Here is a 14,045-nt window from a genome sequence, read left to right on the forward strand (position 1 = left end):
TTAGCCTAATAGAATTTTTTTAGCCAATTCTTCTCCAAGTCTTATATTATCTTCCTTATGCCCTGAAATATCTTTTTTAACTATTTTTCCATTCACTTCGTAGGTTCCAATTAGATACAACTCATTACCGTTAATCTTTCCATATGCGCCTATCAAAGAATGACATCCTCCATTAAGAGTTCTCATAAAGCTTCTTTCTGCTTCAACTTCATATCTTACTTCCTTATTATCTAATGCTTTAAACAAATGTTTTTTATCACTATTTACAAGTGTTTCGATTCCTAATGCTCCCTGGCCTACTGCTGGCAAAAAAGTTTCTGCATCAAAATAATTAGTTACAATATCATCTATACCTAAGCGTTTAAGCCCTGCTGATGCCAAAATAATTCCATCAAGCTTTTCCTTATGCATCTTCTCAATTCTTGTTTGCACATTGCCTCTTAATGGTAGTATCTCTATATCACTTCTTAATGCTTTTAGCTGAGCTGCTCTCCTAATGCTGCTGGTTCCTATTCTAGCTCCTTTTTTCAAATGCTTAAATTCAACTCCATCACTTGAAATAAATGCATCACGCACATCTTCTCTTTCTGGAATAGCTGCTATTTCAAAAGCTTCTCCTAATGCATAAGGTACATCCTTCATACTATGAACTGCAGCATGAGCACTTAAATCCAATAGTGCAAGTTCTATCTCCTTAGTAAATACACCCTTACCACCTATTTTATCTAAAGTCACATCTAATCTCTTATCGCCTTCCGTAACTATTAACAGCTTTTCTCCTAAAATATTATGCTTATCTTTTATTAATCCCAAAATCTTATCTGCTTGAGCCTGGGCTAACATACTCTTTCTTGTAGCTATAATTAAACTCATATTAAATCCTCCAGTAACTTACATATTATTTCTTGTGGAAAAAATAATAGAAGTACCTCTTTTCCTAATTTTTTTTGCCACATATATCTAAAATCTTCTGTAGCTATAAAGTCTATTATTTCTCTTTTATAACTTGTTAATTCCTTTGCTCTTTCCCTTATTTTATTTATTACTCCAATGAATTCATCATAATCTGATATATTACCCTTAAATACCTCTTTAAGCATTAATGCTGCTTTAGGATTCCCGCCTTTTGTATTTATAGCAAATGATACATTTTTGAGTGTTCCTTGCACTGGCATAGCTGCCATTCCATTTTTATAATTTCTACAATCAATATATATTTTACTTAATGTATCACAATCACTCGCTATTATCTCAGCCACTTCATTATCATCAACTGCAATAACAATTATGTGTTTATCTATAATAAAGTCTTTATTATATTCTCCTTTAGTAAGCACTCCCCCTTTATCTTGAAGACTACTTACTTCCTCTGAAAAATCTTTTGATAAAATTTGCACTTTACATCCATATTCAATAAAGCTTTTACCTTTAATAAATGCTGCTTTTCCCGCTCCTATTATTCCAACTTTTACTTTCTCTGTTAATAAGGAAATAAACATTAATTCTGGACATTCATAAATATCTTCTCTATTATTCTGAGACACTCTTCCTCACATCCTTTAAGCTTCTCCTCTTTTAAAACTTCTATAGCTCTATTTACATAGAAATCAGAAGTGCTTTTAATAAGTTTATTTGCAAGTTCTTTATGATTTTTTGTGCTAAATTTATTGTTATAAGTTGTAATTCTATCACTTGCTACCTGATTTCCAGCTTCTTTAAGTTTCTTTATATGTGGCGTTATCTGTCTTAATGAATACCATTCACTAAATTCTTCTATATGCTTCTCTATAACATATCTTTTTGACTCCATTCGCTCTTTTCTTAGTTGCTTATTTTCTTCATCAATAAGACCAATTCTATCAATATCATAAAGTTCACTATTCTCTCTTAACCCTATACTTTCGTCAATATCTCTTGGAATAGCTAAATCAAACAACAAGTATTCTTTATCTTCATCTAATTCATGTTCTTTTAATACAATATGAGGAGCAGAAGTACAACTTATTACACATTCAACTTCTGCAAGCTTATAATTCTTTTCCTGAAAGTTAATTACCTCAACCCGTGCATCTTCCATATCTGAAACTGAACTCTTATCCCTCACAACTATGTAAAGTTTCTCTATATTATGTGAGAGAATATATTTCACAGCTAAGGATCCCATATCTCCATAACCAATTACCATAAATCTTTTCACACCTTGATTTATAGCTTTATTGACTGCAATTGATGAATAGGATACCGGAATCTCATATAACTTTGTTTCGTTTTTAAACTCTTTTCCACAAGTGATAGCCTGTTGAAATAGTCTTTGAAGCGGTCCATTTATACTTTTTATTTCTAATGCCATTTCATAAGCATCCCTAATCTGTCCTAGTATTTGATCTTCTCCCACTATTTTAGAATGAAAACCACTAGCTAACTCCATAATATGTTTAGTTACTTTATCATCTTGTATATGAAAGATATATTTTTTAAGTTCGCACTCCCAATTTAAGCTATTAAATAATATATCTATTACTTCTTTTTCTGTATTATCACAATTAAAGTATATTTCAGTTCTATTACACGTACTAATTACTACTACTTCATTTAAAAATTCTCTAAGTTTCAACATTTCTTCTTTTAGCTTCTTACTTCTTATATTAAATTTTTCTCTTATCTCCTGAGAGACATTTTTAGAAATTCCTAATAACTGAATCATCTGATACTCCTTGCCAAATATATATAATGCAAAAATCATATTACATCTCAAGGTCCAACTCTTAGTTGAAACGTCTAAAAGCTTAACAGTGACATGTAAATTCTTTAATGCATTATATATTATAGAAATTTAAATTCTGTCAAACCTTTTATACTTAATTTTATATCAACTGTATTAAATTTAAAAGTTTATCCTTTTTATTTCCATGCGATATTATAAATTTCTCTTAAAGAGTAAAAAGGCCTGCCAAGCAAGCCTTCCTATTGATTATACTGAATACTTCTCAAATATCACATTAAGTTCTTCTTCCTTATTATCTAACCACTCATAAAAATCTAAATTACCACTCTCTATTTTCTTTGCAATATCTAGTAGAAAACTAGAAACTTCTTTTTGTGGTATGTCACCATAGTATTTACCTAATTTAGTTTTTCCCACACCTAGTGCTCCACCTATATGAACTTCGAAAACATTAAGTGATTCATTATCTACTTTTTTTAATTTTCCTGAAAACCCGATTTCTCCTATTTCATGCACTCCACAGGAATTATGGCATCCAGATATATGAACACGCGGTAAAATATCTTTGGTAATACCTTCTGTTCTAAAAGTATCTATTATCTCTTTTAAAGTGCCTTGTCCGTTTAATGCTCCTATTTGGCAAGTAGGAACACCAATACAAGCAACAGATTGTTCTATCCTGTTTTCTCCTCCAATCCCTTGAGTTAGTTTAAGAATTCTTTCAGCTTCAGTAGTATTTAAATTCCTAATAAATACTCCTTCAGTCATAGACAATCTTACTTGAACTTCATCTATATTTTCTATCTCATCTATAAGATCTTTTAATGTTTCCCTTTTTAATTGTCCTCCAATTGGATGAAAATACACACTGTATAGACCCTTCTGCTTTTGAGGGAAAAGTCTAGGGTGCCCTATATTGCTTTCTTGACCCTCCTTATTGACCTCAATAGCTTTAACTGTTAAATCTAAACTTTCTTCTTTTTTAACCTCTGCTAAATGATGCTTATAACATTTTATAAACTCTTCTTCACCCATTCTATCTAATATATATCTTATACGAGCTTTTGCAGGATTATTATAATCCCCCTCCGAGATAAACAATCTAGTTATTGCTTCTACATGATATAGAACATCCTTCGGGTGAACTAATTCTTCTGCAAGAACAGCAAGCTTAGGATTTCTTCCGAGTCCTCCTCCAATATAAACATTAAAAAACTCATTTCCATCTTGATTAACTGCAATAAAACCTTGATCTACAACAGTAGCATGTGATAAATCGTCGTTATTATTTGAAAACGAAACTTTTAATTTTCTTGGAAGTTTGTATGTGTTTATTTTTCTAAGAAAATGCTCATTTACTGCAAGAGCATAGGGCGTTACATCAAAGCTTTCTCCTTTTTCGACTCCTGATAAAGGTGAAATTGCCACATTTCTCGGGAAATTTCCGCCTGCACCTCGTGTGTAAATGTCATTTTCCAATGCATCTTTCATTACTTCACAAATTTCATCAATATTCAATCCATGCAATTGTATTGCTTGTCTAGTTGTAAGATGAATTGAAGGTAACTTATATTTTTCTGAAAAACTGTATATTAATTTAAGCTCATCTTTTGAAATCACACCTGATAGAGTTCTAAGTCTTATCATAAACTCGTCACCTTTACGATGAGCATACACACCCATTCCACCTGAGGCTTTTTTAAATGCAGCTTTAGTGATCTCACCATTTAGATATTTGTGTCCTACTTTATTAAACTCAACTATTTCCTCTAAAAGAACTTTCTTTAACTCTTCCATATATATCACCTCTATCTAATTTCCTTTTCAATTATAAAGTATACTTCTCTTAAAACAATAAGTAAAATTAATATTATAAATCATAATAATTAATAATCTTAATTGTTAACACGCTAAAAGTTATGCGCCTATATGGCGCATAACTTCTATAGTTTTAAGACTTCCAATATAGCTTGAGCCTTTTTATCTGAGTTAAATTCTGCATCATCTATATATAATGAAAGTGTTGGATATTCTGATTTCTCATATAAATATTCTTTTGCATTTTCACCTTTAAATGCATTTGGATTTCTTTTTTCACATATTTCTGAAGATGCTTCAACAAATATTTCTGTATAACTATCTTTTCCTATTATATCCTTTGCATATTCCCTATCTTCTTTAAATCTACTTACAGCAGATACTATAGTTATAGTTCCACTATCAGCAAAAAGATTAGCAACTTCAGCAATTCTTCTAGTTTGTTCATAAGCATCCTGCCTATCAAAGGATAAGTCTGAGCTTAAACCAAATCTTATATTTGATGAATCTAGATAGTAAACCTTCTTACCTAAATCAAACAACTTCTTTTCAAGTTTAACAGCTATTTCATTCTTACCACAACCAGGTAGTCCAGATAACCATATTACTTTTCCTTTTTGATTAAGTTTTTCTTCTCTTTCTTTTCTAGTAACAAGCCTCTTTCTAATTGCAAGATTATTAGTCTTAAGGTCTTTTATTTCTCTTTTTAAAGAATCTTCAACCCCTGATATAATTCCACCACCGCTTATATCAAAGCCATCTATAATTACAAATCTTCCTGTAGATTGTAATTTAGAAAACTCATCAAAACTTATTGCATGTTTTGTTTTTAATGTAACTTCAGCTACATCATTCTTATTTATTGTAGATAAATCTTTTTTACTCTCTAATGTTGCTGCGTCTATTACCTTATTTATAGAAAGAACTTCGAATTCTACTTCATCTGTAGCAAGTTTAAGTTTATATTTTTTATTTGCATATAAAGGCTTTTTCCCTAGCCAAAATATATTAGCATTAAATACATTTGATACTATTACAGGCTCATCCTTATGACAGATTATTTCTCCTCTTTTATTAAAGAATTCATCTTCAACAGTTATACCTACAGACATTCCCGCAGTAACTATATCTGTTTTATCTTTTTCTTGCCAGAATTCTATTGTTTTAACTTTAGTTGTTTTCCCACTAGGATATATTGTTATTTCATCGCCAGCTTTTAATGTTCCAGCCTCAATTCTTCCTGCTATAATTCTTCTTGAATCAAACTTATATACATCTTGAATAGGGAATCTAAGTGGCTTAGCCTCAATCCCTTTTTCTTTTTCAATTACATCCATTTCTTCTAGAATGGCATTATCCTTATACCAAGATAATTTTTTAGACTTTTTCACTATATTTTCACCGTGGAATGCTGAAATAGGAATATATTTTTCTGGATAAATATTTAGGTTGTTTAAAAACTCATTAAACTCTACTTGAATCTCATTAAATCTCTCTTCAGAATAATCCACTAAATCCATTTTATTTACAGCAACATATACCTTTTTAATTCCTAAAAGCGAAAGTATATATCCATGTCTTTTAGATTGTTCTTGTATTCCTTCCTTAGCATCTACCACTAAGATTGCTGCCTCAGCACTAGCTGCTCCTGATATCATATTCTTTAAGAATTCCTTATGTCCAGGCGCATCTATAATTACATAATCCCTTTTCTTAGTAAAGAATTGAAGCATTGTAATATCTATTGTGATACCTTGTTTTTGTTCCTCTTCAAAAGCATCCAAAAGGTATGCATATTCAAAAGACTTTCCTTTCTCTGCTGATATCCTTTTTACTTTTTCTATAGCCCCTGATGGAAGAGAATCTGTATCATAAAGTAATCTTCCAATAAGAGTTGATTTACCATGGTCAACGTGTCCAACAACAACTATATTTAAATTATCCCTTGTATTACTCAATTTACTTCCCCCATCCTACATATATCCAGATTTTCTTAGTTTTTGTAATGCATGAGCATCTTCTTGGTCCTGTGCTCTACCGGATCTTTCAGTCTCTTTAGTATTCTTAAGCTCTTCTATAATTTCATCAATAGTAGTTGCATTGGATTCTATAGGTTTTGTACATGGCGCACAACCTAAACTTCTATACCTTTTACCATCTTTTGCGAAATACAAATCAATCAGTGGAATATTTTCTCTTTTTATATACTCCCATACATCAATTTCAGTCCAATTTAATATTGGATGAACTCTTATATGATTTCCCTTCTTGAAATCTGTTTTAAATTGATCCCATAGTTCTGGCGCTTGGTCTGTATAATCCCATTCTGATTCAGCATTTCTTTCACTAAAGATCCTTTCCTTAGATCTTGAACCTTCCTCATCTCTTCTAACCCCTACTATAAGACCATCAAATTCTTCTCTTTTTGTAATTTCATTAAGTGCATCTGTTTTTAGAGCTTTACAACAAACTAATCTACCTTGTTCTGGTCCCATACCTTCTTCTATTGCCTTATAGTTTGTATTAACTATTAAGTTTAAATTATACTCTTTAGCCACCTTATCTCTAAACTCTATCATTTCAGGAATCTTATACTTTGTATCAACATGAATTAAAGGAAATGGACAGTTCCCGAAAAATGCTTTTTGCGCTAACCATAACATTACTGTAGAATCTTTTCCTATAGACCAAAGCATTCCTAATTTCCCCAAGTGCTTGTATGCCTCTCTTAATATATAAATACTTTCTGCCTCTAATCTGTCTAAATGATCCATTTTATTGCCCCCTCTTTATTTACTTTCCAAACCACATCTGTATCGTATATTCTTTTCTAACTTCCCAAAAATAAATTTATCAAAGGTAAGTCCTAGTACAATGATAACAACCATAACAGCCATAACCTGACTTATATCTGCTAAATCTCTTCCAACCATAAGTACCTGTCCTAAGCCTTTTGTTGCTGATAGCATTTCGCCTGCCATTAACCCCCTCCATGCAAAGGACCATCCTTGTTTCATTCCTGCAACTATTGATGGAAGAGCAGATGGAATAACAACATTCCAGTATAATTTAAACCCTTTTGCACCCATAGTACTTGCAGCCTTAACATAGATAGGATTAACATTTTTAATGCCAGCTTCTGTTGCCATTGCAATTGCAAATATTGATCCAACTGCTATAACAAATATAATAGATTTTTCATTTAAACCAAACCAAAGTATAGCAAATGGTAACCAGCAAATACTTGGTAAGGTTTGAAGCCCCAATATTAATGCACTGAAGTTCTCATCTAAATATTTATACCTTACTATCAATAATCCAAGTGCAAGTCCAATAATTAGTGAAACTAAATATCCCTCTATTAATCTTTTCAAACTAACTACAACGGCAATTCCTAATGTATTATCCTTAATCAAACTCCAAATTGACTTTATTACATCTATTGGAGATGGGAAGGTATATGGTTTCCATATGTGTAGTGTATCTACCCCTACTTTATAAACCAGCTCCCAAATCATTATCAAGCCTATATAAAACAGAACTTTCTTTAATACTCCAATCACTATCGTATTCTGCTTTTGCAACCTTCTCCACCTCCTCTTTAAGAACACTCATTATCTCTGATGTTATTTTTGCAACATCTACATTTCCTTCTTCTCTAGGTCTGCCTAATTGTATTTTAAATTCCTTTTTAACTATACCTGGATTTGCTCCCATAACTATAACTCTATCTCCCAAAAGCACTGCTTCTTCTACATTGTGAGTAACAAAGATTATTGTTTTCTTAGTTTCCCACCAAATCTTTTGAAGTTGAAGTCTAAGAATACTTTTAGTTTGGCTATCTAGTGCTGAAAAGGGTTCATCCATTAAAAGCACTTCAGAATCTAGTGTAAGAGCTCTAGCTAAAGCTACTCTTTGTCTCATTCCTCCTGATAACTGATGTATATATGAATCTTGAAATTTACTCAAATGAACCATTTTTATATATTTTAAAGCTTTTTCTCTTCTTTCATCCTTAGGCACCCCAGCTATTTTCATGCCAAATTCCACATTATCTCTAACCTTAAGCCATGGAAATAGCGCAGATTCTTGGAACATTACTGCTCTGTCTACTCCAACACCTTTAATCTCTTGGTCATTTAAAATAATCTTTCCATCTGTAGGTTTCTCAAGTCCTGCAATAATATTAAGCAGAGTTGATTTTCCACAACCTGATGGCCCTAAAAGGCAAATGAATTCCCCTTTATTAAAAGAAAGATTAATATCCTGCAAGGTATGAGTTTCACTACTTTTAGAAATAAACTTTTTACTTACTGCTTCAATTTTTAAACTCACCTTTTCACCCCATTCTCCCCACTTATTTAATTTCTTCTTTTCCTTTTTCTTTTAATACTTTATTTAGTATTGTTAAATCAAACAATCCAGTATCTGATGGTTTTTCTTTTATAAAGCCTGCATTTAATGATAAATCTATCATCTCTTTTGTAGCCTCATTTTCTGGACTATTTGTTACTGTGATTCTCTTAAATGACGTATCAAGAATATCCTTTGATATTGGTTTTTTAGTTAAAGCTTCAATTTCTTTATTTGCTATATTTCCAGCTTCGCTTTGATTTGCATTTATATAATCTGTAAGTTCAACGTGAGTTTTAAGAAACTTTTCAACTACGTCTGGATGATCTTGAAGAAACTCTTTTCTTGCAATCACAACTGCTGTTGGATATTTCCCTTCTCTCCAGATCTGATTATAGTCTAAAACCAAGTTTGCTCCTGATTCCGTCTCTAACCTAGCTCCCCAAGGTTCTGGAACCAGAGCTGCATCTATTTCCCCTTTTTCAATTAATGTCTTAATATCTGGATTCTCAGCTTGTACTATTTCTACTGTTCCACCTTTAGTTTTGTCTTTTAATCCAGCTTCTTGCATAAGATATCTTAAGCTTAAATCTTGAGTATTACCAAATTGAGGTATAGCTACTTTCTTACCATCCAAATCCTTAACTGATTTTATTGATGTTCCTTTTCTTGATACAAGAACTGCCCCTGCATCAGTTGAACCTGCTATAATAACAACATCCCCTTTGGATTTAGTAAATCCATTAATTGCTGGTCCTGGTCCTATATAACCTAAGTCCAATTCACCTGCAAGGAATGCTTCAATTTCTGATGAACCTGCATTAAATTGCTTCCAATCAATGCTTACTCCATCTCCTAATACTTTTTGGTAATCACCTCTATTTTTCCCCACTAAAGCTTGAGAATGTGTTAAATTAGGGAAAAACCCAACTCTTACTGTTTTAAGTTCCACATTCTTTTTGGAACCGCAGCCTGCTAAAACTCCTATTGCCAATACTGCACTTAAAACAAGTCCTAAACCCCTTTTCTTCATTTTTATATCCCCCTTAATATTTATTTGACTCTTTTCGATTGGTAGTTATTAAGGTTTCTTTACCTTCCTTATCGATAATATGCCAATTCAAATCTTCTTTTTTTTGCTTAACAAATAGATAAGCACCTTTTCCCCCAATATCTTCACCTAGAAAATAATGAATTGCATTTACTGGGCATTCTTTAAGACAGGCAGTGCACCCCCAACAATCTTTTTCATATTTTATATAAGATTTACCTTCTTCATTTTTATAAATAAGATTTCCAGGACAAACTTCTAAGCACTTTCCACAAGCAATGCACTTATCTTTATCAATTTTAATGCTCATAATTTTCATCCTTTCCAACCAAATCTCTTAAAATAACTTTTACTTCTCCCTCTTCATATACTGAGTTTACATACTTAAGCCAGTTTTTATCATCCTTTTCTGGAAAATCCATATTTTCTTCATAACATTTCCACCTTGTTTCTTTTCTTGTACGCAAATGCTCAATTAGTACTTTAGCAACAACAAGCCTATCTATAATTTCATGGATGAATAGTAACTCATGTGCATCTTTTGCTCTCAATTCTTTAGCTTTCTTTGAAAGAATATCTATCTTATCTCTTGCAATTTTCAGCCCTTCTTCAGTATATCTATAGTATTTTGAAATTCCACCAGCATACTCATCCATAACTGACTGCATTTCATTTTCTAATTCTTCTATTGTGTATTCGCCTGCTTCATTAGTAAAAAATTTATTAACTTCATTCAGTTTTTGATTTATCATATCTTCGTTAAGTTCATCATTGTTTAAGCTTTTTATAAATTTAAGTGCCACTTCTGCAGCTATTTCTCCCTCTGCAAAGCACCCTGTAACATATTTTTTTGGGCTCCCACCTGCAACATCACCAGCAGCAAATAATCCTTCCAAAGTCGTTCTTCTCTTAGTATCAACCCAATAGCCACTAGCTGTATGTCCACCTACAATGTATGGCTCTGTCCCCTCTATTTCAACATTTTCAATTGAGGGTGATGTATTATTCTCTATCCATTTCAATGTTTGACTTGGTGCCATATTTAAATAAGCTTTTAATAAGTCTTGTTCTTGTTCTTTTGATATTCCCTCAGTCTTTAAATAGCATGGCCCTAGTCCATGTAAGTTTTCCATTAAAGTTGAGTGTAATCTATTTATGGTAGTTGCCTTTCCATATTTCTTTACATATTGCTCTCCAGCTTTATTTATCTGTGGGGTTCTTATTCCTTGAGCAATTGTTCCAGTAGGAGCTATCGTATCTTTGCATCTAAGAGCTATAAATCTCATTTCAAAAGTTGTCATTTCTGCTCCTGCTCTTATTCCCATAGCATAGCCTGCTCCAGTATTAAATGGGCTGTACCACATTTTATGTCTAGAAAAGCTTGGATTATTAGGCTTGTATATCCCTGCTGCACCACCAGTTGTACATATAACTGCTTTCGAATATATGGTATAGAATACTTCCTCTTTAATAGAAAAGCCGTATGCACCTATTACCTTATTATCTTTAACTATATAATCTATAATATTTAATCCATTTATTACTTTTATATTTTCTCTTTTATCTACAGCATCTGCTAATATAGGCTTTATATTTTCTCCGTTTATTTTTATACTTCTTTTTCCCCTAGACTGATACTTTCCCTCTTCATTTTTTAATATAGTAAGACCAGCATCCTCTATATCTTTGGTTACACTATTTAGCCTTTTAGCAATTGTGTATACTAAGTCTTCTCTTATTACTCCACTAAATTCCTCTTTGACATATTCTAAAAAAGACTCAGGAGTTTCCCCTTCTGTAATATAAGCATTTAATGCATTTACGCCAGCTGCTAGGCATCCACTTCTTTTTATATTTGCTTTTTCAGCAATAACGATATTTATATTTTTATCTTCACTTGCTTTTATCCCAGCAAATGCTCCTGCTGCTCCCCCACCTATAATTAAAATATCTGTTTTAATGATCTTACTATTAAGTCTCATTTCTTCCTCCAGCTAGATAACTCATTATCTTATAAACACATTCTTCTATAGAATTCAGATGGGTGGATACAGTTATTTCTGGTTTTACAGGAATCTCATACACAGAATCAATTCCTGTAAAATCTTTTATTTCTCCTGCTCTTGCTTTCTTATATAATCCTTTGGGGTCTCTTTTTTCACAAATCTCTAAAGGGCATTCAATGTATACTTCTATAAAATCTTTACCTATAAGTTCTCTAACTCTTTCTCTATCCTCATTAAATGGTGAAACAAAGGTTGCAAGAGTTATTATTCCTGCATCAACAAAAAGCTTTGATATTTCACCAATTCTTCTTATATTTTCTATCCTGTCTTCATTAGAAAATCCTAAATCTTTATTTAGTCCATGTCTTACATTATCTCCATCCAGAGTATAAGTAAGCTTTTCCAAGTCATGTAGTTTCTTTTCTAAAGCAGAAGCAACAGTAGATTTTCCCGAACCAGATAGTCCTGTAAACCAGATAAGTTTCCCTTGCTGATTAAGCAATTCTTCTCTATCTCTTCGAGTCACATTCATGCTATGCCAAACTACATTTGATGATTTATTCTTTTCTTCATTGAATATTTTCAGTGCCCCATTTACCTTAATATTCATTATTATCCCCCTTATTTATATTTTACCTATTGGAATACTATGAATTATATATCTAAAATACCACTTTGTCACTATAGTGTCTATAAATATATCAAATTGTCATTTATACCCTTTCATCAATTATCAAACACATCCCTTTAATTCCAATATTCCCATCATAAAATATATGAATACCTCAATTTACTATTTCATTATTTTTCAGATATAAAATTATCTATTTATCATTTAGATAATCAATAAGATTTATTTACCTATCTTTATCTAATTACATAATGATAAATAAAAGGTATAATATTTAGGGGTATGTCCAAAGAATTTTTTTCCACATGTAATAAAGAAATAATAAAATAGTAATCAATTTTTAAAACTTTTTATACGAAAATAAGTTAGAATTGTATTTATATGGTTTATGTAATGTAATATTTCTAGAAATAAATAGGAGAGTGACTAATGACAACTAATACGAATCTAAAAATGAAAAAGAAACGTAGGAAGAAAAAGAAGAAATCTCCATGGAAAAGACTCTTTTTTCTTATAGCTTTTACTTTATTATTCACAATTGTTACAGGTCCTTTTATTTTACTTTATGGCCCTTTTAACAATGCAAAAAAAATATATGTTGGCTCTGCTATGAATACCTTAAGTCATCAATACTTAGCTACAGCATTTTTATCTCAAGATAAAATAAATGAAATACTTTCTTCAAGTGATGATTCAACTGATAATATGCCCGCAAATGCATCGGTTGTAAATGTAAATAAAAAGGCTGATGATTCTATCGAAAGATACGATTTTGAAGGTAAGAGATTTAAAGGATATATGCTTGTAATTAACGATCCACATAGAGTTAAGGTTGCTTACACAGGTAGTCTAAATAAGCAAGGAGAAACTACTTCTCAAATGGCAGAGAAAAATGATGCTGTTGCTGCAATTAATGGCGGTGCCTTTATTGATCAATCTAGTACAGTATCTAGTTCTGGAAATGGAGGTACTCCAACCGGATTAATAATGTCTGATGGGAAAATCATCTTTTCAGACTTAAAATCTAATTCTACTAAATCAGTATGTATGGCAATAACTGAAGACGGCACACTACTTGCTGGAGAATATTCCATTAATGATTTAAAAAATAAACATACAGTGGAAGCACTATCCTTTGGTCCTGTTTTGGTTTCTGGAGGAAAAGCTATTCCCCTATCTGGGAAAAATGCTTCCCAAGGTATGGCTCCAAGAACAGCAATTGGACAAAGAGCAGATGGTTCTATTGTAATGGTAGTAACAGACGGAAGAAGCATATTAGATGGAATGGGAGCTACTATGAATGAACTTCAGAAAATTATGCTTAATGAAGGCAAATGTGTTACTGCTATAAATCTAGATGGTGGTAAATCTGCTACTATGTATTTAAACGGAGAAATTATCAATACCTTATCGAATGGTTTAGGTGAAAGATCAATAGTTTCTTCAATTATTGTAAAGTAA

The 14,045-nt window shown here is 31.8% G+C and carries 13 protein-coding genes; 1 reads left to right on the top strand and 12 read right to left on the bottom strand.

The annotated features are described in order from the left end of the window. The 12 genes from hemC to cysC form a co-directional block, all read right to left on the bottom strand. Entirely contained in the window at positions 1–873 is an 873-nt protein-coding gene (hemC, locus tag JK634_RS16835) for a hydroxymethylbilane synthase (RefSeq protein WP_202768888.1), read from the bottom strand. Continuing rightward, positions 870–1,544 (bottom strand): NAD(P)-dependent oxidoreductase, encoded by a 675-nt coding sequence (locus JK634_RS16840; protein ID WP_202768889.1) that lies wholly within the window; start codon positions 1,542–1,544, stop codon positions 870–872. Before JK634_RS16840 ends, hemC begins: the two co-directional genes overlap by 4 nt. After that, positions 1,499–2,704, bottom strand: a complete 1,206-nt coding sequence (gene hemA / locus JK634_RS16845; RefSeq protein WP_202768890.1) for a glutamyl-tRNA reductase — start codon at positions 2,702–2,704, stop codon at positions 1,499–1,501. The genes JK634_RS16840 and hemA overlap by 46 nt, the downstream gene beginning before the upstream one ends. A 267-nt stretch (positions 2,705–2,971) precedes the next feature. Next, positions 2,972–4,522, bottom strand: a complete 1,551-nt coding sequence (locus JK634_RS16850) for a nitrite/sulfite reductase (RefSeq protein ID WP_202768891.1) — start codon at positions 4,520–4,522, stop codon at positions 2,972–2,974. Positions 4,523–4,668: 146 nt separating this feature from the next. Then, on the bottom strand, positions 4,669–6,501 hold the full coding sequence (locus tag JK634_RS16855; RefSeq protein WP_202768892.1) for a GTP-binding protein: 1,833 nt from the start codon (positions 6,499–6,501) through the stop codon (positions 4,669–4,671). Between the two features lie 15 nt (positions 6,502–6,516). Continuing rightward, on the bottom strand, positions 6,517–7,317 hold the full coding sequence (gene cysD, locus JK634_RS16860; RefSeq protein WP_202768893.1) for a sulfate adenylyltransferase subunit CysD: 801 nt from the start codon (positions 7,315–7,317) through the stop codon (positions 6,517–6,519). 15 nt (positions 7,318–7,332) lie between these two features. Beyond that, entirely contained in the window at positions 7,333–8,061 is a 729-nt protein-coding gene (locus tag JK634_RS16865) for an ABC transporter permease (RefSeq protein ID WP_202768894.1), read from the bottom strand. Beyond that, on the bottom strand, positions 8,039–8,878 hold the full coding sequence (locus JK634_RS16870) for an ATP-binding cassette domain-containing protein (RefSeq protein WP_202768895.1): 840 nt from the start codon (positions 8,876–8,878) through the stop codon (positions 8,039–8,041). The genes JK634_RS16865 and JK634_RS16870 overlap by 23 nt, the downstream gene beginning before the upstream one ends. 22 nt (positions 8,879–8,900) lie before the next feature. Beyond that, positions 8,901–9,929 carry an aliphatic sulfonate ABC transporter substrate-binding protein gene (locus JK634_RS16875; RefSeq protein WP_202768896.1) on the bottom strand — a complete coding sequence of 343 codons (1,029 nt, stop codon included), beginning with the start codon at positions 9,927–9,929 and terminating at the stop codon, positions 8,901–8,903. A 13-nt stretch (positions 9,930–9,942) separates the two neighbouring features. Further along, a complete protein-coding gene (locus JK634_RS16880) occupies positions 9,943–10,257 on the bottom strand; it encodes a 4Fe-4S dicluster domain-containing protein (RefSeq protein WP_202768897.1) in 315 nt (104 codons plus the stop codon). Continuing rightward, positions 10,247–11,929, bottom strand: a complete 1,683-nt coding sequence (locus tag JK634_RS16885) for an adenylyl-sulfate reductase subunit alpha (protein WP_202768898.1) — start codon at positions 11,927–11,929, stop codon at positions 10,247–10,249. Before JK634_RS16885 ends, JK634_RS16880 begins: the two co-directional genes overlap by 11 nt. Next, positions 11,919–12,563 (bottom strand): adenylyl-sulfate kinase, encoded by a 645-nt coding sequence (cysC, locus tag JK634_RS16890; protein WP_202768899.1) that lies wholly within the window; start codon positions 12,561–12,563, stop codon positions 11,919–11,921. Before cysC ends, JK634_RS16885 begins: the two co-directional genes overlap by 11 nt. Positions 12,564–13,013: 450 nt before the next feature. On the opposite strand from cysC, the gene JK634_RS16895 reads away from it, so the two are divergent. Then, positions 13,014–14,045 carry a phosphodiester glycosidase family protein gene (locus JK634_RS16895; protein WP_243425639.1) on the top strand — a complete coding sequence of 344 codons (1,032 nt, stop codon included), beginning with the start codon at positions 13,014–13,016 and terminating at the stop codon, positions 14,043–14,045.

This window comes from Clostridium paridis, assembly GCF_016765615.1.
Classification (GTDB): Bacteria; Bacillota; Clostridia; order Clostridiales; family Clostridiaceae; genus Clostridium_T; species Clostridium_T paridis.

Excerpts from the sequence above, each read along its gene's own strand:
- hemC (WP_202768888.1), bottom strand. The coding sequence starts at position 873 with ATGAGTTTAATTATAGCTACAAGAAAGAGTATGTTAGCCCAGGCTCAA.
- hemA (WP_202768890.1), bottom strand. The coding sequence starts at position 2,704 with ATGATTCAGTTATTAGGAATTTCTAAAAATGTCTCTCAGGAGATAAGA.
- JK634_RS16850 (WP_202768891.1), bottom strand. The coding sequence starts at position 4,522 with ATGGAAGAGTTAAAGAAAGTTCTTTTAGAGGAAATAGTTGAGTTTAAT.
- cysD (WP_202768893.1), bottom strand. The coding sequence starts at position 7,317 with ATGGATCATTTAGACAGATTAGAGGCAGAAAGTATTTATATATTAAGA.
- JK634_RS16865 (WP_202768894.1), bottom strand. The coding sequence starts at position 8,061 with ATGATTTGGGAGCTGGTTTATAAAGTAGGGGTAGATACACTACACATA.
- JK634_RS16875 (WP_202768896.1), bottom strand. The coding sequence starts at position 9,929 with ATGAAGAAAAGGGGTTTAGGACTTGTTTTAAGTGCAGTATTGGCAATA.
- JK634_RS16880 (WP_202768897.1), bottom strand. The coding sequence starts at position 10,257 with ATGAGCATTAAAATTGATAAAGATAAGTGCATTGCTTGTGGAAAGTGC.
- JK634_RS16885 (WP_202768898.1), bottom strand. The coding sequence starts at position 11,929 with ATGAGACTTAATAGTAAGATCATTAAAACAGATATTTTAATTATAGGT.
- cysC (WP_202768899.1), bottom strand. The coding sequence starts at position 12,563 with ATGAATATTAAGGTAAATGGGGCACTGAAAATATTCAATGAAGAAAAG.
- JK634_RS16895 (WP_243425639.1), top strand. The coding sequence starts at position 13,014 with ATGACAACTAATACGAATCTAAAAATGAAAAAGAAACGTAGGAAGAAA.